Annotated in this window: 19 protein-coding genes; 10 read left to right on the forward strand and 9 right to left on the reverse strand. The window is 66.7% G+C overall.

Annotated elements, in window-relative coordinates:
* The first annotated feature begins 29 nt into the window (after positions 1–29).
* From ACIUM1_RS22310 to ACIUM1_RS22330, 5 genes are all read left to right on the forward strand, one after another.
* Positions 30–530, forward strand: a complete 501-nt coding sequence (locus tag ACIUM1_RS22310; protein ID WP_406814707.1) for an oxidoreductase — start codon at positions 30–32, stop codon at positions 528–530.
* A 12-nt stretch (positions 531–542) separates the two neighbouring features.
* A complete protein-coding gene (locus ACIUM1_RS22315; protein ID WP_406814708.1) occupies positions 543–2033 on the forward strand; it encodes a molybdopterin-dependent oxidoreductase in 1491 nt (496 codons plus the stop codon).
* Position 2034: 1 nt separating this feature from the next.
* Entirely contained in the window at positions 2035–2361 is a 327-nt protein-coding gene (locus ACIUM1_RS22320; protein ID WP_406814709.1) for a hypothetical protein, read from the forward strand.
* 272 nt (positions 2362–2633) lie between these two features.
* Positions 2634–2945, forward strand: coding sequence for a hypothetical protein (locus ACIUM1_RS22325; protein WP_406814710.1), 312 nt, complete (start codon positions 2634–2636; stop codon positions 2943–2945).
* A gap of 37 nt (positions 2946–2982) precedes the next feature.
* On the forward strand, positions 2983–3495 hold the full coding sequence (locus ACIUM1_RS22330) for a DUF421 domain-containing protein (RefSeq protein WP_406817814.1): 513 nt from the start codon (positions 2983–2985) through the stop codon (positions 3493–3495).
* Here ACIUM1_RS22330 and ACIUM1_RS22335 read toward each other — a convergent pair.
* A complete protein-coding gene (locus ACIUM1_RS22335; RefSeq protein ID WP_406814711.1) occupies positions 3487–4692 on the reverse strand; it encodes an amidohydrolase family protein in 1206 nt (401 codons plus the stop codon). The two genes, ACIUM1_RS22330 and ACIUM1_RS22335, sit on opposite strands and share 9 nt — an antisense overlap.
* A 90-nt stretch (positions 4693–4782) precedes the next feature.
* Complete coding sequence (locus ACIUM1_RS22340; RefSeq protein WP_406814712.1) at positions 4783–5814, reverse strand: hotdog fold thioesterase; 1032 nt, start codon at positions 5812–5814, stop codon at positions 4783–4785.
* A gap of 305 nt (positions 5815–6119) precedes the next feature.
* Here ACIUM1_RS22340 and ACIUM1_RS22345 point away from each other — a divergent pair, with 305 nt between their 5' ends.
* Genes ACIUM1_RS22345 through ACIUM1_RS22355 form a run of 3 tightly spaced genes read left to right on the forward strand, consistent with a single transcriptional unit; the run spans position 6120 to position 8494 of the window.
* The gene (locus ACIUM1_RS22345) at positions 6120–7091 is read left to right on the forward strand and encodes a metal-dependent hydrolase (protein ID WP_406814713.1); all 972 of its coding nucleotides are present in this window, start codon (positions 6120–6122) and stop codon (positions 7089–7091) included.
* Positions 7088–7276 carry a ferredoxin gene (locus tag ACIUM1_RS22350; protein WP_406814714.1) on the forward strand — a complete coding sequence of 63 codons (189 nt, stop codon included), beginning with the start codon at positions 7088–7090 and terminating at the stop codon, positions 7274–7276. The genes ACIUM1_RS22345 and ACIUM1_RS22350 overlap by 4 nt, the downstream gene beginning before the upstream one ends.
* A 3-nt stretch (positions 7277–7279) precedes the next feature.
* A complete protein-coding gene (locus ACIUM1_RS22355; RefSeq protein ID WP_406814715.1) occupies positions 7280–8494 on the forward strand; it encodes an NAD(P)/FAD-dependent oxidoreductase in 1215 nt (404 codons plus the stop codon).
* Here the strand turns inward: ACIUM1_RS22355 and ACIUM1_RS22360 are convergent.
* The 5 genes from ACIUM1_RS22360 to ACIUM1_RS22380 form a co-directional block, all read right to left on the reverse strand.
* A complete protein-coding gene (locus ACIUM1_RS22360; protein WP_406814716.1) occupies positions 8491–10002 on the reverse strand; it encodes a class I adenylate-forming enzyme family protein in 1512 nt (503 codons plus the stop codon). The genes ACIUM1_RS22355 and ACIUM1_RS22360 overlap by 4 nt on opposite strands.
* A complete protein-coding gene (locus ACIUM1_RS22365) occupies positions 9999–10934 on the reverse strand; it encodes an acyl-CoA dehydrogenase family protein (RefSeq protein ID WP_406814717.1) in 936 nt (311 codons plus the stop codon). Before ACIUM1_RS22365 ends, ACIUM1_RS22360 begins: the two co-directional genes overlap by 4 nt.
* Positions 10931–12088 carry an acyl-CoA dehydrogenase family protein gene (locus tag ACIUM1_RS22370; protein ID WP_406814718.1) on the reverse strand — a complete coding sequence of 386 codons (1158 nt, stop codon included), beginning with the start codon at positions 12086–12088 and terminating at the stop codon, positions 10931–10933. The genes ACIUM1_RS22365 and ACIUM1_RS22370 overlap by 4 nt, the downstream gene beginning before the upstream one ends.
* A complete protein-coding gene (locus tag ACIUM1_RS22375) occupies positions 12085–13182 on the reverse strand; it encodes an acyl-CoA dehydrogenase family protein (RefSeq protein WP_406817815.1) in 1098 nt (365 codons plus the stop codon). The genes ACIUM1_RS22370 and ACIUM1_RS22375 overlap by 4 nt, the downstream gene beginning before the upstream one ends.
* Before the next feature lie 64 nt (positions 13183–13246).
* Positions 13247–14326 (reverse strand): acyl-CoA dehydrogenase family protein, encoded by a 1080-nt coding sequence (locus tag ACIUM1_RS22380; protein ID WP_406814719.1) that lies wholly within the window; start codon positions 14324–14326, stop codon positions 13247–13249.
* Between the two features lie 74 nt (positions 14327–14400).
* Between ACIUM1_RS22380 and ACIUM1_RS22385 the strand changes: the two genes are divergently transcribed.
* On the forward strand, positions 14401–15261 hold the full coding sequence (locus ACIUM1_RS22385; protein ID WP_406814720.1) for an LLM class flavin-dependent oxidoreductase: 861 nt from the start codon (positions 14401–14403) through the stop codon (positions 15259–15261).
* A gap of 3 nt (positions 15262–15264) precedes the next feature.
* On the opposite strand, the gene ACIUM1_RS22390 is transcribed toward ACIUM1_RS22385, so the two are convergent.
* Both ACIUM1_RS22390 and ACIUM1_RS22395 read right to left on the reverse strand, forming a co-directional pair.
* Positions 15265–15981, reverse strand: coding sequence for an SDR family oxidoreductase (locus ACIUM1_RS22390; protein ID WP_406814721.1), 717 nt, complete (start codon positions 15979–15981; stop codon positions 15265–15267).
* 19 nt (positions 15982–16000) lie between these two features.
* Complete coding sequence (locus tag ACIUM1_RS22395) at positions 16001–16822, reverse strand: FadR/GntR family transcriptional regulator (RefSeq protein WP_406814722.1); 822 nt, start codon at positions 16820–16822, stop codon at positions 16001–16003.
* A gap of 93 nt (positions 16823–16915) precedes the next feature.
* Here ACIUM1_RS22395 and ACIUM1_RS22400 point away from each other — a divergent pair, with 93 nt between their 5' ends.
* On the forward strand, positions 16916–19309 hold the full coding sequence (locus tag ACIUM1_RS22400; RefSeq protein WP_406814723.1) for a CoA transferase: 2394 nt from the start codon (positions 16916–16918) through the stop codon (positions 19307–19309).
* Positions 19310–19322: the final 13 nt, after the last annotated feature.

Raw genomic sequence — 19322 nt, forward strand, 5'->3', positions numbered from 1 at the left:
GGCCGGTTGAGGGAGGGTACCTCGCAGTCGTGGCCGATCTCGTGGCGCAACGCGCGACCGCGCTTTGGGGGCGTGTGCTGTCGTCACCGGTGCTCACCCTGAACGGCTGGGTGGCATTCAACCTGCCGCGCACGGTGACCGCGCTCGGCGGTGCGCTGTTGACCGGACTGGCCGCGGTGCACGTCTACGTGCTGGCCAGCCGGTCGAACCTGCCCTGGTATTTCTCCGCCTACGCGCTGGTACTGGCAGCCGCGTGCCTGGTCGCGGCGAGCACCATGGTGGTCGGTATCAAACCTGCTGTGCCGCAAGCTGGCTGGTATCTCGGTAGTGCGGTCTGCTTGGCATTTCTCGCCGTGTATCTGGTCACCCGTTGGGTGAGCTTGCCCGGGCTCGCCACGGTGACCGCGCGATGGGACTTTGCGCCCGGAACGTTGGCGATGGCTTGCGCGGCGGCGTATATCGCCGTGCACACGACGGTGTTGTCCGGCATCAACGTGGCCTACCCGCAGCGCCAGCAGTGGTACGACTGACGGGGCTCAGGCATGACAACGTTGGACTACCCGGTATGGCTTCGCATCGATCATTGGCTCAACGTCCTGTTTGTGACGCTGATTCTGCGCAGCGGTCTCGAAATCCTGGCCACCCACCCCAAGTTGTACTGGCACGACGACAGCAAGCCGGGTACGGAGTGGGCGCGCTTCACCCGAAAAGTGATGCCGCGGGACAGGATCTACGACACCCTTGACGAGGAAGAGGACTACAGCCCGTTCATTTCGTTGCCCGGCCGCGCGCAGCTCGGTGTGGGCCGCCACTGGCACTTCTTCGTGGTCATCGGGTGGATCCTGCTGGGTCTGTCGTATTACATCCTGTTGTTCGCAACCGGCCAGTGGCACCGCTACTGGCCGGCATCGTGGTCGATCTTTCCCGAAGCATGGGACGACATAGTCACGTATCTGACGTTCAACTTGCCGCCCGTGTTGCCCGGTGAGCCGCTGGACGCCATGCAGAAACTGACCTACGCCGGGGTCGTATTTGTTCTCGCGCCGTTTCAGATCCTGACCGGCGCAGCTCAGTCGCCGGCCATCGAGGCGCGGTTCCCGTGGTACGTCCAGATGTGGGGCGGTCGGCAGTGGGCGCGCAGCTTGCACTTCCTGGGGCTCGTCGGGTTCCTGGTCTTCATCGTGATTCACCTGTCGATGATTTTCTTCTGGGGGTGGGGCCGGCTCACCGCAGCAATGATTTTCGGTGCGGTTCACAACATCTACTGGGCGACCGCGATCTCGCTGCTGATCATTGCGGCGATCATCACCGTCCATGTCGCGGCCACGATCTGGAGTCTGCGCAACCCGCGGTCGGTCCAGCGCGTGCTGGGGGCGGTGGTCACCGCGGCTCGCCTGCTGCTGCTGCGACCGCTGAATTCACGGCAGAACTATCCGGCGGACAAGATCTCCAAGCAGCACCGGGTCAACGGAAAGCCGCCCACCAGTACGGAATACAAAGTGATGGCCGTGCACAACTTCGTGGACTGGCGGCTGCGGGTCGGCGGGTTGGTGGAGAACCCGGTGACGCTGGACCTGAGTGCGCTGCGTGCGCTGGCCGAGCCCGAAACGCAACGCGTGATGCACAACTGCGTCCAGGGCTGGACCAGCATCGGCGAATGGACCGGAGTTCACCTGCATCAACTGGTGGACTTGGTACGGCCGCTGCCTCAGGCGCGTTACATCTGCTTTTTGACCATGCAGGACAACAGCACCGACGAGCCGGCGTCGCACGGCGGAGGCCAGTTCTATGAGGTGCTCGACTTGGAGTTCGCTCACAAGCCGCAGACGCTGCTGGCCTACCAAATGAACGGCGTTCCCTTGCCGATCCAGCACGGCGCGCCGTTGCGGCTGCGGGTGGAAACGCAGGTGGGTTTCAAAATGGCCAAGTGGATCAACCAGATCGAGTTCGTCGAGGACTACGCCGGGATCGGCATGGGTACCGGCGGCTGGCGCGAGGATCGGGTGTATTACGACAAGGACGTGGAGATCTGAGATGACCGACACGGCGACCGAAGGGGTCGGGGTACGCCCCGAGCTGATCCGCTTGGATGAGGTAGCACACCATCGCGTGCTCGAGCAGATCGCGGCGAAGGGCGGACATTGCGAAGCCTGCGGCGCAACGGATTTCGCCGTCGGCGACGCGCTCTACCTCGGTTACCTGTTTTTGAACGAGGACGCCGACGCCTACATGGTCGCGCTGACCTGCCACAATCCGGACTGCCCCAAACCGCGGACCGCGATCAGACTGCGCGACCAAGACTTTCTCACCTACGGAGCAAGCGACTCCGGCGCTTCCGAGCAGGACGCCGCCCCCCGCTAGCCTCGCCGTCCGCGGAACCCGGAAGCTGCGGCCGAGCGAGGTCGAATCGCTCTATCAGCGGCCACAACTGACGTAGCTGGTCGCACAACGACCGAAACCGCCGCTGATCGTTTTCACCGAGTTGCCCCAGCGAACCGTAATGCGCCATGCGCGGCAGCCGTCCCGCAAGAGCGGCACCCCACCTGATGCTCAGGTCGTAGATCTCTTCGTCGTCGACGTCGTCTCGCTGTCCGAGTCGCTGAAGCGCCTCGATCTGCTCGGTGAGGAACGCGATGTCGTCATCGATACTGACCGGCGCCTCGTTGTCCGGTGCCGCACTCATCTGCCCTCCTCAGTCCGACGCACATGACCGCAGAACCACGCACCATGGTGGCGTATACCCCGATTCGGGCGGCCGGACGCCGGTATCGCCCACCGGGGCGCCGCGAAGTGCGGCAATGGGCGTGCGGCGTTCGGTCGATCAGGAGATCGACGGCGCACGGCCGAAGGACTCGCAGAAGTTCCGGGGGGATCCACAGATCGACACCAGCGAGGAATTCCGACGCGTCGGCACACCGATGGGCCATCATGGCCTCGAGTCCTGATTCGATTTCGTCTTCGGTTGCCGCGTGGGAGGTGGCGATGAGTGGCCTACTAGCGCAGTTCTTCAACGGATGGCAGCCGGCGATCTATGCGGCGCTCAAGGCGCTTGCCTTATTCATCACAGCGGTAACGGCTTTCCGGCTCGTGCTGCGCCGGACCATCGCCGAGTTCACGCCGTTCGACTGGGTAACCGCGGTCGCGGTCGGCGCCATCGTGGGGCGTACCGCTACTGCCGCCGACACCTCGTGGTTCACCGGGACCGCGGCGCTGCTCACGCTGATCGCCGCCCACGATCTCGTCGCGCGGCTGCGCCTGATCCCGTGGGTTCGCCGGCTCGTAGACCCGCCGGTGCGAGTCCTGATCAGCGGCGGCCAAGTCGACGATGCAAACTTAAAGCGCTGCAGGCTGACTCGAGGAGATTTGGACGCTGTCTTGCGTCAACACGGTCATCAAACGCCCGCCGACATTCGCCTCGCGTTGTTCGAGACCAAGGGCGTTGTCTCGATTATCCCCGATGCCGAACCCTCCGGTGCCGACAACCGATCAGGCTGAGACCGGTTTCTTCGCCGGGGCGGAAACTTTCATGAGTTTCATCAGGTTTCCGCCCATGATCTTGGCGACGTCCGCTTCGGCGAAGTCGGTGAGTTCGTCGACGAAGCTGATGGGGTCTTTCAGGCCCTCGGGGTGCGGCCAGTCCGAGCCGAACAGCACCCGGTCGGTGCCGACCATGTTGACGATCTCGCTGAACCGGTCCTCCCAGAACGGGGTGATGTAGACGCACCGCTTGAACGCCTCGATCGGGTCCTCGCTGAATGACTGCGGCATCTTCTTGTACACGCCCTTGAGGCCCTTGAACAGGTCCGGCACCCAATCGGCACCGTTTTCGATCGACAGAATCCGCAGCTCCGGGTTGCGGGACAGGGCGCCGTGGCATACCAGCGCACCCATCGCGTCCAGGATCGGCCGGTGACCCATCGCGAAGCTCCGGAACGCGGTCGGCTTGAACGGCAGGAACTCGTCACCGGGTTCCCATACGTTCGCGAATTCGGAGTAGCCGCTGTCCGAAGCGTGCATCGCGACCGGGATCTCGGCCTTGATGCAGGCCTGCCAGAAGGGGTCGAACTCCTCGAGCCCGAACGATCGGCTGCCCTTGTAGCCGGGCACCGGCGCCGGCCGGACCAGCACGGTGCGGGCGCCGCGCTCCAGACACCATTGCAGTTCTTCGAGCGCACGGTCGACGATGGGCAGGGTGATCACCGGCGTGGCGAAAATGCGGTCGTTGTAGTTGAACGACCACTGCTCGTGCATCCACTGGTTGAGTGCGTGGATGACGTCGTGGGTCATCTCCGGGTCGTCCTTCATGCGCTCCTCGACCAGGCTGGCCAGCGTCGGGAACATCAGCGCGTAGTCGATGCCGAGCTCGTCCATCACCTCGAGGCGCGCGCCCGGCTCCCGGAAGGCGGGGATCGCCTTCATCGGCTCACCAAGGATCTCGCGGTAGCTCTTGCCTTGCGCGCCGTGCCGGAAGTAGTCCTCCTGCGCACCCGGGCGCGCGACCACTTCGAACGTCGGGTTTGGGATGTATTCGCTGATGTGGCCGCGCACAACGATTTTGGTGCGGCCGCGGACCTGGACGTAGTCGATGACGTTCTTGCGCTTATCCGGAAGGAACTTGGTCAGCGCTTCCTGCGGCTCGTACATGTGATTGTCGGCGTCGAACACGGGGAAGGGAAGCTCGCGAGAGGGCATGGCGATCTCCTTGCAAAAGTCTCAGATTCTCACTGCCTGGTAATGACGTTACCACTCCTGCGTAATCTGGTATACCGGTATGCGGCCGGCTTATGCGTCCGGCCAGCTCGGGAGCTGTGGCGTTTTCCCCTCGATCACGGCGAAATTCACCGTCGCCGTGGCCAGCAGTTCGTCGTCGCCGTCGCCGTAGATGTCCACCTGCATCACCATCGCGCGGCGTCCGGATCGCAGCATCGTGGGCACCGCGAATGCCGCGCCCTGCCGGACGGGTCGCAGGTAGCGGATGAACAGGTCCGCGGTGGTCATCGTCGTACCCGGTTGCAGATGGTCCAGCCCGAATTGTCCGCCCGCCACATCCACCAGGGTGGCGATCAGGCCGCCCTGCAGCGCACCGGAGGTGTTCACGACCGCGGGACTGACCGGCATGGTCATGGCGAATTCGCCGTTGCGGGTGCTGGGCCGCATGCCGATTTGGGCGAACAGCTCGGCCAGCGACGGGGCGGCCGAATCTTCGTCGGTGTCGCGGATACCCAGGGCGCGGCCGCAGAAGTCGTAGAGCTGACCGACGTCCACCGGTGTCCCGTTCAATTCCGAACCGAGCCAACGCAATCGCTGCGCACCCATCATCGTCTGCATGACGATCGCAGCCGCCGCGCCGACGTCCAGGCCGGGGCTGAAGACGCCTTCGGTGATGCCCTGCCCGACGATGTCACGAATCAGGCCGTGCAAGGGAGAGAGCACCCGGGCGTATTCGCGTGGTCGGGTCTCGGCCAGGTGCTGGTTATACAGGGTCAAAGCGCGGTTGAGGCTGTCCTGGGTGCTTGACTCCGGTTGCTGGCTGAGCCGGTCGATCAGCAATTTCAGCGCCGATGTGCTGTCCAGTCCCGTGATTTCAGCGCGCCACGTCTGCACCGATTGGGCGATGGTTCGGTCGAACAATGCCAGCAACAATTCGTCCTTGCTGCTGAAGTGTTGGTAGAACGCGCGCAGCGACGTCTTGGAGCGCGCCACCACCTCTTGCACGGTGAAGTCGGTGCGTCCGGTTTCGCCCAGTATTGCCACGGCGGTCTTGATGAAGCGGTCGCCGCGCGTTATCTCGACGTCGTCGCCGGGGTCGGCCATGAGCGATCGTCCCTTCCCTCGCGCGCAGGTCGCGCCATGAGAATGAGGTTACCGCGCAGGCGGCACAGCCGGTTACGGAAGACGGTGGCGCGTGTCGGGAGTGAATTCTCGCCGGATCCGGTACCGCTGGTACGCATAGCCAGCCGCCGGTGCGGGTACGCGCTCAGTGAACGGCTGTACTCGGCGAAGTGCGGCCTCAACACCGGGCGGTGATGCGACGGGGTTGCAGTTCGGCTGTTAAGCCGGCCGTTTCTTGAAAATCGACCGCGGCAACGCGGTCAGGCCGAGGGAAGGAAGGGTTCCTGATGCCAGAGGTCCAACTTCACCACGAGGGACATCCGAAGTATCGACGGATGGTCCGGTTCGACTGGTCGGACACCCCGCTGCACTGGGTGCCCGGCGACCCGTTCTCGACGCACATGATCAACGTTTTGCACCTGTTGCTGCCCGAGGGGGAGCGGCACTTCATCAAAGCGGTCCTCGAAGCGTCGTCGCTGGTCGATGATCCGGAGCTGGAGGCGGCGATCAAGCCGTTCATTCAGCAGGAGTCCTGGCACGCATGGGCGCACCAGGTGGTGTTGGACCATTTGGCCGAGCAGGGCATCGACACCAAGCCGTATACCGACCGGCTCGGAAGGCTGTTGTCGCTGACGTTGGGTGATCCGCCAAGGTGGTTTCCCCCCGCGATGAAGCGGTGGTGGCTGTATCGACGGCTGGCCGATGTGGCCGCGCTCGAGCATTACACCGCCATGTTGGGCCAGTGGGTGCTGACGAACCGAGGCCTGGACTATGCGAAGGCCGACCCGATGATGCTCGACCTACTGCGCTGGCATGGCGCCGAGGAGGTCGAGCACCGCTCGCTGGTATACGACGTCTTCCAGCACGTCAGCGGGAACTACTGGATCAGGGCGTTCTCGATGTTCTTCACTACGCCGTTGTTCATCGCCTGGTGGGTCGCGGGCGCCCGTTACCTGATGGCCCAAGACCCGACCATCGACCAGAAGTGGCGTTTTCGCGACTGGTTGTGGGCCGCCCGCGAGTACCGGTTGCCGGGCCCGTGGAAGCTCATGGTGACAACGCCGGTCCGCTACCTTCGGCCCAGTCACCATCCCAATGACGAGGCGTCCACGCAGATGGCGGTCGACTACCTGAACTACTCGCCAGTGGCGAAAGCCGCTAAGGAGCGGGCACGCTCGCAGGCGAAGTCCGGTGGGCCCGACAGTTCTCGAGGGATCGAAAGTTCCAACGGCGCGGTAGGAAAGGCCGAGGTCCGATGAAGGTTGTGGTGGATCTGGACACCTGTGACGGAAATGGCGTCTGCATGAGCATCTGCCATGAGGTGTTCGACGTGCGAGAGGACGGACTGCACGTGCTGCAGGAGCAACCGCCGGAAGAATTGCGGGACAAGTTGATTGGTGCCGAGGTGTCGTGCCCCACTCGGGCGATCACGGTGAAGGACTGACCGATGCCAACAGATCAGCTGAGGCAGGTTGTCGTCGTCGGTGCGGGCGTCGCGGGGTCACGGGCGGCGGAAACCCTGCGACAAGAGGGGTACGACGGCGACCTGACCATCGTGGGTGCCGAACGACAGGCCCCGTACCACCGGCCGCCGCTGTCGAAAAAGTTGCTCACCGGCGAGGTTCATAGGGCTGGCGTCGATCTCGCGCCCCAGTTCGAGCTCGACGCTCGCGTGCTGCGTGGGGCGTCGGCGCTCAAGCTGGACATGGCCGCGCGTACCGTTCACGTGCGCGACGAAAACCGCGACCTCGCATTGCAATTCGACGGGCTGGTGATCGCAAGCGGCGCGGTGCCGCGTGAGTGGCCGGGCGGTCCGGTACCCGACGGGGTACTGCTGCTGCGCACGGTGGAGGACTGCCTGGCAATCCGGCAAAGACTGCGCGCGCGCCCGCGGGTAGTGGTGGTGGGCGGCGGCTTCATCGGCGCTGAGGTGGCTGCCAGTTGCCGATCCCTGGGCCTAGACGTGGTCCTCGTCGAGAAGGCCGAAAGCCCGCTGCTCGCCGCGTTGGGCAAGGAGATGGCGCCCTACTGGGCCCAATTGCACCGTGACCATGGCGTGGACCTACGGGTGGGTGCCGGTGTCGACGCGTTCGTCGGTAACGGGCGCGTCGAGGCGGTTCGGCTCACCGACGGTTCGCAGGTGCCGGCCGACCTTGTCATCCTTGGCCTGGGCGTGACTCCGGCCACCGACTGGCTGGATGGCACGGGACTACGGGTCGACGACGGGGTGATCTGTGCCGCCACGGGCGCGGTCGAAGGCGACGCCGCGGACGTCCCGGTGGTCGCGGCCGGTGATGTCGCGCGCTGGTGGCATCCGCTGTATGAGCGCCATCTGCGAACCGAGCACTGGGACGACGCCGGACGCCAGGGCGCGGCCGCCGCCCGGACCCTGTTGGCCGGCCGCGACCGTGCGGACGCGTACGACGAGCTGCCCTACTTCTGGTCCGATCAATACGACGTCAAGGTCCAGATGCTCGGTGTGACAACGGATTACGATGCACTGGAAATTGTCGAAGGTGATCCCGACTCCTGGGAATTCGTTGCCGCGTACGGTCGCAACGGTCACACCGTAGCGGTGCTTGGAACGACGGCGGGTCGTGTGTATGCCTACCGCGATGCCATCGAGAAGCGCGCCGAATTCCCGCCGTCGCCGCCGGATTAGCCGCCCCGGGCCTCGATCATCGCCGAGCGGTTGACCTTGGTCGCCGCAGTACGCGGAATGATGTCGACGAACTCGACGGTCTTGGGCACCTTGTACGGGGCGAGGCGGCTCTTGGCGTACTCGATGACTCGTTGCTCGGTCAGCGGCGCCGTGCCGTCGGTGTCGGCGCGCTGAACCACCGCGTGCACCCGACGTCCCCATTGCGGGTCGGCCAGCCCGATCACGACAACGTCGGCGATGCCGGGGTGGCCGGCCAGCGCGGACTCCACTTCGGCCGGAAAGACGTTGGCACCGCCGCTGACGATCATGTCGACGCGGCGGTCGACGATGTAGAGGTAGCCGTCCTCGTCGAGGTGGCCGATGTCCCCGGCGGAACGGAAGCCGTCCTCGGTCGACGGCAGCGGCGGCGCCCCACCCAGGTAGCGGTAGCCCGCGCTCATCGGCGCCCGCAGGTACACGTCACCGTCCTGGCCGGGGCCCAGCGGACGCTTGTCGGCGTCCAGGATCCGGATCTCGGTGTCCCGGAAACCGCGGCCCACGCTGCCCGGGTGCGCGAGCCACTCGTCACCGCGCAACGCGGTGAGCCCGAGATTCTCGGTCATGCCGTATGCCGTCACAATCTGCTCGGGGCTGAGCAGTTCGAACCAGGTATGCAGCAGCGACGGCGGCATCACCGCGGCGCCCTGCAGGATGAAGACGATGCTGGACAGGTCTCGCTGCCGGACGTCTGGGCGCGCGGCAATGCGCGCCAGCATGGTGGGCGTGGCGGTGAAGTTGGTGATGCGGAAGCGTTCGATGACGTCGAGAACCAGTGCCGCATCAAACTTTTCGAGTATCACCAGGTGATCGCCGCCCAGCAGCATGAGTAAGGTGGCGAAGCCGTTGGTGTGATACATCGGCGCCGGCACCATGATCGTCTGCGGCTGGGGCACCGGTGTCCAGTGCGACAGGAAAGGTTGGCCCTGCTCGGGGATCCACAGCGACGGCGCCAGGTTGAGGATCACCTTGGGCACCCCGGTGGAGCCGCTGCTGCAGATCCCGTTGGCGGTGGGGGAGACGGCAACCGGCAACGCGTCATCGGGCTCGCCGGCCGCGCGGGTGTCGAGCTCCCAGCGGGTCTGTTCGTCGACGACGACGGCGGGGCCGATCACCTCGCGCACCCGGTCTCGCTCCCATTCGGGTAGGTCCCAGTGCATCGGAACGGGGACCGCGCCGATCTTCCAGCACCCCAGCGTCGCCAGCACCAGATGTTGGGAGTTGGGGATGGCGAGTGCGACAAGGGAGCCGGTCTCGGCCCCGTTGGCGGCAAGTGCTCGGCCCCACTGGTTGGCGCGTGCGTCGAGCTCACCAAACGTCAACGACTTGGCGGCTCCGTCGAGTGCCACGATCGTGACGGCGGTGTCGTCTCGACGTTGCTCGGCGAGCTCGCGCAGCTTGGTGCAGAACGGAACCCCGTCCGCAAAGGGGTTAGGTGGCGCTTCGGCCGCGACGGATTCGGTGGTGCTCATGCCGAGACCTGCTCGCTGAACAGTGTCTCGAACGACCCGTTCGACACGCCGGGCATCAGGCGCAGGGCCAGTTCCTCGGTGCCCAGCGGCAGCCGCATCAACGGTTGAGTGTGCCGGTCGAGCACGCTGACATCGGACTCGTCGCAGAAGCCCAGCGCTCCGAGCAACTGGTGCGACGTGCGCATCACCTGTCGTGCCGTGTCGGCGGCCTTGAGCCGCAGAATCAGGGCGTCGGCCGAATGAATCTGCGCCGGAAGCCAATCCGGGCGGCAGATGGTGTACTTCGCGAGTTCGTGCAGTCCGCGGACAGCGACGGCCGCGTCGGCGACGGCGAACCTGACCGCCTGAAAGTCCGCCAGCGGCTTGCCGAACTGAATCCGGGCGCGCACATGCTCGGTGACAATCCGCAGCGACTGCTGCACCGCCCCCAGAATCCGCCATGATCCCAGCACGAGGTGAAGGTTAACGTCGGCGGCGGGGACGGTTCCCTCGGGTGCGCTCAAGGCGGCGGGCACCAGGAACGGCCCCAGCTTGGCGCCGGTCCGCGAGCCCGGCTGCGGCCGGTACCGATTACCGTCCAGGTCCGCGGCGATCCAGCCACCAGCCAGATCGCCGTGGTCGATGCGCGGGGCCTTCGGATTGACCAGCGCCAGACGCGCGCCATCGATCGTCAACAGCTCCTCCACCAAAGGGTAGGGGAGCACGGTGGCGCCGGCGGCCTGACACAGCACCGCCGCGGCCAGCAGGTCATCCGGCGCGGAGCGCACGTCGAGGTCGAACGCGCCCACATCGTTCAGCGCGGCACGCGCGGCATCGCGGATGGCGTCGTCGGTCTCGGCGCGCAGCGCGGCCGGCGGTCCGCCTAACCGGGTCAGCCGCTTTCCCGCGACTAGGGCGAAGTCGCTGATATCTTGTGGCAGTTCAGTATTCACCTGTGTTCTCCCAATACGTCTCGTGCCACCAGCATGCGCTGCACCTCGATGGTGCCCGATGCCACGGTGGCCGCCTGCGCGTAACGCCAATGATCTTCGATCGCCCCGTGCAGCGCGGCGGCGGTCCCGCTGTCCAGCGCCGCCGGGCCCAGCAAGTCGAACAGCAGCTCGGCGACGAGCTGATCGCACGTGGTGGTGATGATGCGCGCGGCGCTGGCCGCCGCCCCTGCCGCCGGGTCGTCCTGCAGCGACACGGCGCGGTAGGCCAGCAGTCGCGCGACCCGTAGGTCGACAAGTGCACGCACCCACCGGGTGCGGATCGTCTCAGGCAGCTGATCCCAGTCGTCGCCGAGTTGGGCGCGCATCCGTTCGAGCAGCGATTCACAGCGGGCGTAGCGCGCGATGCCCACCCGCTCGAAAGCCAGGGCTTCGCGCATCACCCGCCATCCGTCGCCGACCTCGCCGAGCACGTCAGCGGGGAAGGCCCGCACGTCGTCCAGGAACATCTCGTTCAGGTGGTGCGGTCCCAGCATCGACGGGATCGGCCGGACGGTGAAGCCGGCCCGGTCCATCGGGATCAGAAACAGGGTGAGCCGCTTATGTTTTGGAGCCTCGGGGTCGGTGCACGCCGCCAACACGCACCAGGACGCCATCAGCGCGTACGACGTCCACACCTTCTGTCCGGTGATGCGCCACCCGTCACCGTCGGCAACTGCGCGGGTTCGCAGCGACACCAGGTCGGTGCCCGCCTCGGGCTCGGAGAAGCCCTGGCACCAGATCACGTCTCCGGAGGCGATGGCGGCCAGGTGCTTGGCCTTCTGTTCGGCCGTCCCATATCGCATCAGTGCCGGCCCGACCCAGTTGATTCCCATGTACTGCGGACCGCGCGGCTCGTGCTGGGCCCACATCTCCTCGCGCAGCACCGTCTGCTGCCAGACCGAGCCACCGCCGCCGCCATGCTCTTTCGGCCACGCCAGCGCCAGCAGTCCCTCGGCCGCCAGCAGCTTGCAGAACGTTTCGGTGGTGGCGAGGTCCTGGGGGTTCTCGGTGCAGGCACCCAGAAAGTCGGGGGGGATGTGGTTGGCAACCAGCTCGCGCAGACGGCTGCGCAGTTGCCCGGCGTCGTCGCCGAGGTCGTAGTCCACTGTCGTCATCCCTTCGGGAGCCCGAGCAGCCGCTCGGCGATGATGTTGCGCTGTACCTCAGACGTGCCGCCGTAGATCGTCGCGGCCAACGAGTCCTGACGTTCGAACAGTAGATCCGGGTCGGTGGCCGAATCGGGGCCCGCGGCGGCGGCACTCAGTTCCCAAACACGCTGCAGCGTAAGCGATCCGAGGAGCTTCATGGTGTCGGCTTCCGGACTGGGCCGTCCCGCGAGTTCGTTGCCCAGAGCGCGGTACCCGGTGGCCCGCAACGCTTCGGTATCGGCCAGCAGCGAACCGAGATCGGCGTACACGTCCTGGCTCGAGTGCGCGGCGTCGGCATCGCGTACCGAGTCGAGTCCGCGTTTGATCTCGACCCAGTTCATGATCCAGATCATCTGGCGTTCATGGTGTAGCGACGACATGGCGACATTCCAGCCGCCGTGCAGTGGCCCCAACAGATTCTCGGCGGGCACCTCGACGTCCTCGAGGAGGACCTCGCAGAACGTCTCGTCGGAGATCGACGCCATCCTGATCGGCTCGATCCGGACCCCGGCAGAATGCAGATCGAGGATGAGGCAGGAGATGCCGCGGTGTTTCGGGGCTTCGGGGTCCGTGCGGGCATACAGGGTGCACCACCGCGACTCGTGCGCCTGGGTGGTCCAGATCTTGTGGCCGTTGACCCGGAACACGTCGCCGTCCCGCTCGGCGCGGGTCCGCAGGCCGGCGAAATCCGACCCGGCTTCGGGTTCGGACATGCCCAGCGCCCACCACTCGTCGCCGCGCAGCAGCGGAACGAGCAGACGCTCGATCTGGGCGGGCGTGCCGAACTGACGAATGCCGGGAGCGGCGACGCCGGGGCCGGCGATGTTGGGCAGCTTGGGTGCGGAGCGCAGCGCAGCCTCGATCCGGACTTCCATGGCGTCGCGCAACCCCAGCGAGCGGCCGCCGTGTTCGCGGGGCCAGGTCGGCTGCAACCATCCGGCCTCGAACGAGGCCCGCTGGTACTCGCGCCGCAACCGCAGATCCCAGCGATACTGCCGGTAATTCGCGTAGTAGTCGTCGGGCAGGAAGTCCGCCAACCACCCGCCGAATTCCTCAACCACAGTGCTCACGGGCACCGTCCCCGGCTGGCGGGTGGTACCCCCACTGCATCGTCGCCGGTGCGGGTCACCCGGCACCCCCGCAGAAGCGGCGGCCCACCTGGTAATACAGGGAGCGGCTGTCGCCGAGCAGGGCGGCGCCCTGCCAGGCGCGCCTGACGTAGAGATGGGCGTCGTGCTCCCAGGTCTGCCCGAGCGCGCCGTGTACCTGGACCGCGGTGCGCGCACAATTGCTCGCCGCGTCGTTGGCCGCCGCCTTGGCCAGCGCCGCGGCGGTCCACACATCGGCGGGCGGTGTGGCCGCGTCGGCGAGCCGCGCCGCCGCCGCGTAGGTCAGGCTGCGGGCGCGTTCAACGCTGACGTAGTTGTCGGCCAGTGCGTGCTTGATGCCTTGGAACGCGCCGATCGGCCGGCCGAACTGGAGCCGCGACTTCGCGTACTCGACCGAGCGGTGCAACGCGGCGCTCGCCACGCCGACGAGGTCGGCCGCCGCGGCCACCCACGGCGTCGTCAAAGCCGATTCGAGGTCAACCGGTGCGACCGCGATGGGCTCGGCGTCTATCTCGACGCCGGCCAGCGGCTGAGCGGGATCGGTGGATTCGGCCGCCGGCACCACGGTGACCCCGTCACCGCAGCGGGCCACGGCCGCCACGGTGTCACCGTGGTCGGTGCCGGCAAGCGTGACGACGAGCTCCGCGCGTGACAGGTTGGGGACGGCAACCGCCGTGCCACGCAGGCGTCCCTGACTCAGCGTCATCGGCGCGCCGGGCAGTCGAGACCCCCGGGCATGCAGGGCCACGGTGGCCACGACGCCACCGGCAATGTCGGTCAGCACCGTGTCGAGGCAGGTGTTGCGCAACAGGCCCGCGGCCAGACCGATGCTGCCCAGCAACGGAATTGGCGCGATGGCCGCCCCGCACTCCTCGAGAACGACGGCCAGCTCGACGGGGCCGTAGTCGCCGGCGTCTTCCGCTGAGGGGGCGGCGAGCTCGGTCCAGCCGAGATCGACGACCGTCTTCCACAGGGTGCGCCAACGCTCCGGATCGGTGATCGCTTGACGCGCGGCGTCGGGTGGGCACTCCGTACGCAAGATGTCGCGTACGGTGTCGCGCAGCGACAGCTGCTCCGAGTTCAGCCCGACATCCATAAGACCTCTAACATAGTAAAGATAATAAACTAGCCGTGCCGTCAATCGCACGGAACCCGACGCATAGGTGGGCCATGGCCGAGTGGTATCTGTTCCTGCCGCAGGTGAGATTGTCGGCGGCCGACATCGCCGACCGGGCACGTCACGCCGAGGCCAGCGGCTTCGACGGGATCGCCTTCATCGATCACCTCGAGGCGCCTGGGCTGCCCGACGAAAGCATCTGGGAGGCAATGGGCATTGCCACCTGGGTGGCGGCCAGGACCGAGCGGCTGCGGATCGGCCACCTGGTGCTGTGTGACGCGTTCCGGTACCCCGCCGTGCTCGCAAAACAGGCCGTCACCCTGTCGGAGGCATCCGATGGCAGGTTCGAGCTGGGCCTCGGCGCCGGATCATGGCCCGCGGAATTCGCGAGATTCGGTGTCGGTGAACAGGACCCGCGGGCCAGGGTCGAACAACTCGGCCGTCACCTGGAACTGATCAGGCGGTACTGGGGCGACGGTGACGGGCACTCAGACCCGGCACCGCAAGCCCCGCGACGGTCGAGGCCGATACCGCTGGTTCTGGGGGGAAGCGGGCCCAAGATGATGGAACTCGTTCGCCGCTACGCGGATTGGTGGAACCTGCCGGCGAACCAGCTCGACAGGCTGCCGAAGCTCGCCCCGGCCGCGGGAACGGCCCGGGTGTCGATTCAGCAGATGGTGGGCTTTGTGCGGTCCGGCAGCGACCCCGACACCGTCCGCGAGGTCAGCGCCCGGCGATTCGGCAACCTCGGATCCGGCCTGGTCTGCGGCGATGCCGAAGAGCTGATCGGACACTTCAGCGGTTTGGCCGCACAGCGGGTCGAGCGGTTCTACGTATGGTTCGCCGACTTCGCCGCCCCGGATTCGCTGCACGAGTTCGGTGAATCGGTGATCAAAGGCTTCCCCGCGCCGTAGGCCTCAACCCCGCCGCGCGCGGCGCCGGGCCTCGGTGGGCACCACCGGCGGTCGCGCGAAGGGGCCGCGCTCCACGGCGGACAGCCGGATCTCCGGCAGGTCGACCGACGGGTCGACGGTGTCCAGCCAGGCGACCGCCTCGGCGACATCCGACACCCCGATCGCGTACATCTCGAAGGGAACGTCCTGCAGCATCTCGGTGGCCACCGGTCCCGGAGTCACGATGTGCACGCTGATGCCGTCGCGGTCGACTTCCAGCGCCAAGGCCCGTGCGAATGCATTCATGCCGGCCTTCGAGGCGGAGTACGCGGTGCGGGCCGGCATCGGCTCGTGTGCCGCCGACGACGAGATGAAGACCAGCCGCGAACCCGCCGCCATCTTCGGCAGCACCGCGGACGTCACCACGAAGCACGAATCCAGGTTGGCCGACATGATGGCCTGCCACTGCTCGAACGTCTGCTTGCGTGCATAGGTTCCGCCGAGCGCGCCAGCCGCGTGGACAACGAGGTCGACCGTCTCCAATGCGCTTATCGCAGCGGCGAATCCGCCGGGGTCGGAGGCGTCGGCTGCGATATGGCGGGCGCCGATCTCCCGGGCGGCGGCGCGTAATGGGGCCTCACGGCGCGCCGAGAGCACCACGTCGTAACCGCGCTCAACCAGCTTGCGGGCGCATCCTTTTCCGATCCCGCCGCTTCCGCCGGTGACCAGTGCAGTTCGCATGACGGGTGCAGGCCGCTCGTCAGGAGTGCCGAATGTCCCGCGGCCGCGACAACGCCTGCGGGGAGAGCGCGTAGATGCGTTGATCCTGCTGACCGGACAGGACGTAGGTCTGGGTATCGGCCAGGTGGCGACCCGCGATGCGGCGAGCCCGGTCGACGTTGCCCTCGGCGATCGTCTCGGTCAGCTTGACGTGCGTGTTGAGTACCGCACGGCGCTGGGTGAGCGACGGGTAGGTGCCGCGCGACGCGCTCTCGTCGGCCCACTGGCGTTCGTGACTGCTCCACAGCGTCTCCAGGCTGCCGACGACCGCGATGATCGTGTGGTTGCCGCAGCCGCGCACGACGTGATCATGGAATTCGCGTCCGATCTCGGTGAAAAGCCGTCCGTCGTCCAGGTTTTCGGCCATCGACTCGTTGATTCGGGTGAGTTCGGGTATCAGGGTGTCGGCCCGGTCCGGCCGGCGGGCGGCCAGGGCGGCACAGGCGGGCTCGAGTTCCTGCAACGCCATGCCAAGATCTGCGACCTCGACGGACTCGCTTTGCAGCAACAACCCGAGCATGTAGGCCGCACTGGTCTTCGCCGGGGCGTGGACGACGGCACCACCACGGTTGCCCCGCCGCACCGAGACCAGCCCCTCGGTCTCCAGAATCCGCAGGGCTTCGCGCAACGAGACCAAACTGACGTTGAACTGTTCGACGAGCACCTCTTGGCGTGGCAAGAGATCGCCGTCCGCGAGCTCACCGTCGATGATCTGACGCCGTAACTCGTCGGCTACGATTTCGGCGATCCGCGGCGCCGACAACCGGCGCCGGGCGTCGGGGCCAATTCCCAAGGCGGTCATCCGATCCTCGAAACAAAGCAACTCGCTGGCTTAGCTATTTTAGCAGTAATGATATAAATAGCTTCTCTGGTCGCATGTCGATCGGAAGGGCGGGTGCAATTGAGCGAGCGGTCCGAAAGCCGGCCGACACCGCTACATGATTTGCGTGTCGTCGAGATCAGTGACCGGATAGCGGGCAGCTACTGCGGAAAGCTGCTGCGGGACGCCGGCGCGCAAGTGCATAAAATCGAGCCGCCGCAAGGGAATTGGTTGCGGCGGTACTCCGCCGGCGGCTCGCGGGTCCGCCCGGAACACAGCGCGCCGTTCTTCAGCTATCTCAACGCGGGCAAGCGCAGCATGACTTTCGCCCCGAATTCGCAGCGCTTTCGCGACGAACTGTCCGGCGCCGACGTCATCGTCGTGACCGCCGGCCGGGCGCGCGCCGCGGAGCTGGGCGTCGAACCGCAACGGCTGCTGGACCATTCGCCGGGGGCGGTCATCGTCACCATCTCCGACTTCGGCTGGGCCGGACCCTATGCGGACCGGGCCGCCACCGAGTTCACCCTGCAAGCCTGGGCGGGCTCGCCCGGCTTCCGCGGTGATCCCGCCGGGCCGCCGATCGCCATCGGTGGCGATCTCGGCGAGTACATGGGTGGCGTGTTCGCCGCGTTCGGCGTGCTCGCACTGCGCCGCCGCGTCGAGCGCGGCGGGCCCGGCGAACACCTGGACCTGTCCATGCTGGAGGCGATCACCGCGATGCAGAGCAGCGAATGGCTGCACTCGCAGCTGCTGCGCGTTCCGCCGATCCGCCGCACCACGGAAGTGCCGTCGATCGAACCCGCCAAGGACGGCTACGTCGGGATCACCATGGTCACCGGTCAGCAATGGCTGGACTTCGCCGCGATGGTCGAGTGCCCGCAGCTGGAGCAGATCGAACAGTTGCGGTTTCAGATCGGGCGGTGGCAATACCGCGACATGATCCGCGAACAGATCCATCCCTGGCTGGCCGAACGGACCGTCGCGGAGATCGTCGAACTCGGGCAATTGTTCCGGCTGCCGATCGCCGCGCTGGGCAACGGCTCCACCATCCGCGAGCTGGAGTATGTGCGCGAGCGCGAGGTCTTCATCCGCAACCCTGCCGGCTTCGATCAGCCCCGGCCGCCCTGGCTGATGTCGGTGTGCGCGCCCGTAGCCCTGGGGGAGGCGCCCCCGCTCGGCGGGTCCGATGACGAGTCTCCTTGGCGCCGTGCGCAATCCGATGCCCACCCGGCGTCTGGCGGGCTACCGCTGGCCGGTGTTCGCATCGTCGACCTGACCGCGTTCTGGGCCGGTCCCGCCGCGACCCACCTGCTGGCCGCCTTCGGTGCGGACGTCGTCAAGATCGAGTCGATCCAGCGCCCCGACGGCATCCGGTACTCGGGCGGGATGCGCACCGACGTGGACGACTGGTGGGAGTACGGCTGGGTATTCCACGCAATGAACACCAACAAGCGTTCGGTCACATTGGATTTGGGATCCGAGCAGGGCCGCGGCCTGTTCACCGAGCTGGTCGCCGGCGCCGACGTCGTGATCGAGAACTTCTCGCCGCGGGTGATGGAGCAATTCGGGCTCACCGACGACGTGTTGCGCGCCGTCAACCCGAAACTGGTGTTCGCCCGGATGCCGGCGTTCGGTGTCGAAGGGCCATGGCGGGACCGCGTCGGGTTCGCTCCCACCATGGAACAGATCGCCGGCCTGGCCTGGGTGACCGGCCTGCCGGAGGCGGCGCCGGTGACACCGCGCGGGGCCTGCGACCCGCTGGCCGGTGTGCACGCGGCGTTCGCCGTGCTGGCCGCGCTGAACTTTGCCGAACGCACCGGGACGGGTCAACTGGTCGAGCTACCGATGCTCGAAACCGTGCTCAACGCCACCGCCATCCAGGCGATCGAGTCCCAAGTCTTCGGCGTGACGCTGAGCCGTCGCGGCAACCGCGGTCACAGCGCGGCCGTCCAGAACATCTACCGGTGCGCCGGATCCGACGACTGGATCGCGATCACCATTCGGGACGATGCCCAGTGGCGGGCGCTGGTGGATCTGATGGATCGACCGGCGTGGAGCGACGACGCGGAGCTGTCCACCGTCGCCGGGCGCCATCACCGAGCCGACGAGATCGATCGCAGGCTGGCGGATTGGTTCGTCGGGCAGCCGCGTGATTCGACGGTGGAGTTGTTGGCCGGCGCGGGAATTCCCGCCGCGCCGGTGGTGTCGCCGTCGCTGGTCACCGACAACCCGCAACTGCGCGAGCGCGGCTTCTTCGAGGCGTTGCATCATGCGAGTACCGGTCTCGGCCTGTACCCGTGCCCGCCGTTCGCTCGGCTCGCCGGTCAGGACCGATGGCTGCGGCGGCCGCCGCCGAAGCTGGGCGAGCACAATGAGGAGATCCTGCGCGATCGGTGTGGCCTGAGCGACGAAGAACTGACCCGCCTCACCAGCGGCGGGGTGATCGGGACCCGACCCAAGGGCCTCTAGAGAAGTGGAGGGC

The sequence above is a fragment of the Mycobacterium sp. M23085 genome, from assembly GCF_045343915.1.
GTDB lineage: Bacteria > Actinomycetota > Actinomycetes > Mycobacteriales > Mycobacteriaceae > Mycobacterium.

Excerpts from the sequence above, each read along its gene's own strand:
- ACIUM1_RS22385 (WP_406814720.1), top strand. The coding sequence starts at position 14,401 with ATGGCCGAGTGGTATCTGTTCCTGCCGCAGGTGAGATTGTCGGCGGCC.
- ACIUM1_RS22350 (WP_406814714.1), top strand. The coding sequence starts at position 7,088 with ATGAAGGTTGTGGTGGATCTGGACACCTGTGACGGAAATGGCGTCTGC.
- ACIUM1_RS22315 (WP_406814708.1), top strand. The coding sequence starts at position 543 with ATGACAACGTTGGACTACCCGGTATGGCTTCGCATCGATCATTGGCTC.
- ACIUM1_RS22320 (WP_406814709.1), top strand. The coding sequence starts at position 2,035 with ATGACCGACACGGCGACCGAAGGGGTCGGGGTACGCCCCGAGCTGATC.
- ACIUM1_RS22380 (WP_406814719.1), bottom strand. The coding sequence starts at position 14,326 with ATGGATGTCGGGCTGAACTCGGAGCAGCTGTCGCTGCGCGACACCGTA.
- ACIUM1_RS22335 (WP_406814711.1), bottom strand. The coding sequence starts at position 4,692 with ATGCCCTCTCGCGAGCTTCCCTTCCCCGTGTTCGACGCCGACAATCAC.
- ACIUM1_RS22390 (WP_406814721.1), bottom strand. The coding sequence starts at position 15,981 with ATGCGAACTGCACTGGTCACCGGCGGAAGCGGCGGGATCGGAAAAGGA.
- ACIUM1_RS22330 (WP_406817814.1), top strand. The coding sequence starts at position 2,983 with ATGAGTGGCCTACTAGCGCAGTTCTTCAACGGATGGCAGCCGGCGATC.
- ACIUM1_RS22355 (WP_406814715.1), top strand. The coding sequence starts at position 7,280 with ATGCCAACAGATCAGCTGAGGCAGGTTGTCGTCGTCGGTGCGGGCGTC.
- ACIUM1_RS22325 (WP_406814710.1), top strand. The coding sequence starts at position 2,634 with ATGTCGTCATCGATACTGACCGGCGCCTCGTTGTCCGGTGCCGCACTC.
- ACIUM1_RS22370 (WP_406814718.1), bottom strand. The coding sequence starts at position 12,088 with ATGACGACAGTGGACTACGACCTCGGCGACGACGCCGGGCAACTGCGC.
- ACIUM1_RS22345 (WP_406814713.1), top strand. The coding sequence starts at position 6,120 with ATGCCAGAGGTCCAACTTCACCACGAGGGACATCCGAAGTATCGACGG.
- ACIUM1_RS22340 (WP_406814712.1), bottom strand. The coding sequence starts at position 5,814 with ATGGCCGACCCCGGCGACGACGTCGAGATAACGCGCGGCGACCGCTTC.
- ACIUM1_RS22360 (WP_406814716.1), bottom strand. The coding sequence starts at position 10,002 with ATGAGCACCACCGAATCCGTCGCGGCCGAAGCGCCACCTAACCCCTTT.
- ACIUM1_RS22395 (WP_406814722.1), bottom strand. The coding sequence starts at position 16,822 with ATGACCGCCTTGGGAATTGGCCCCGACGCCCGGCGCCGGTTGTCGGCG.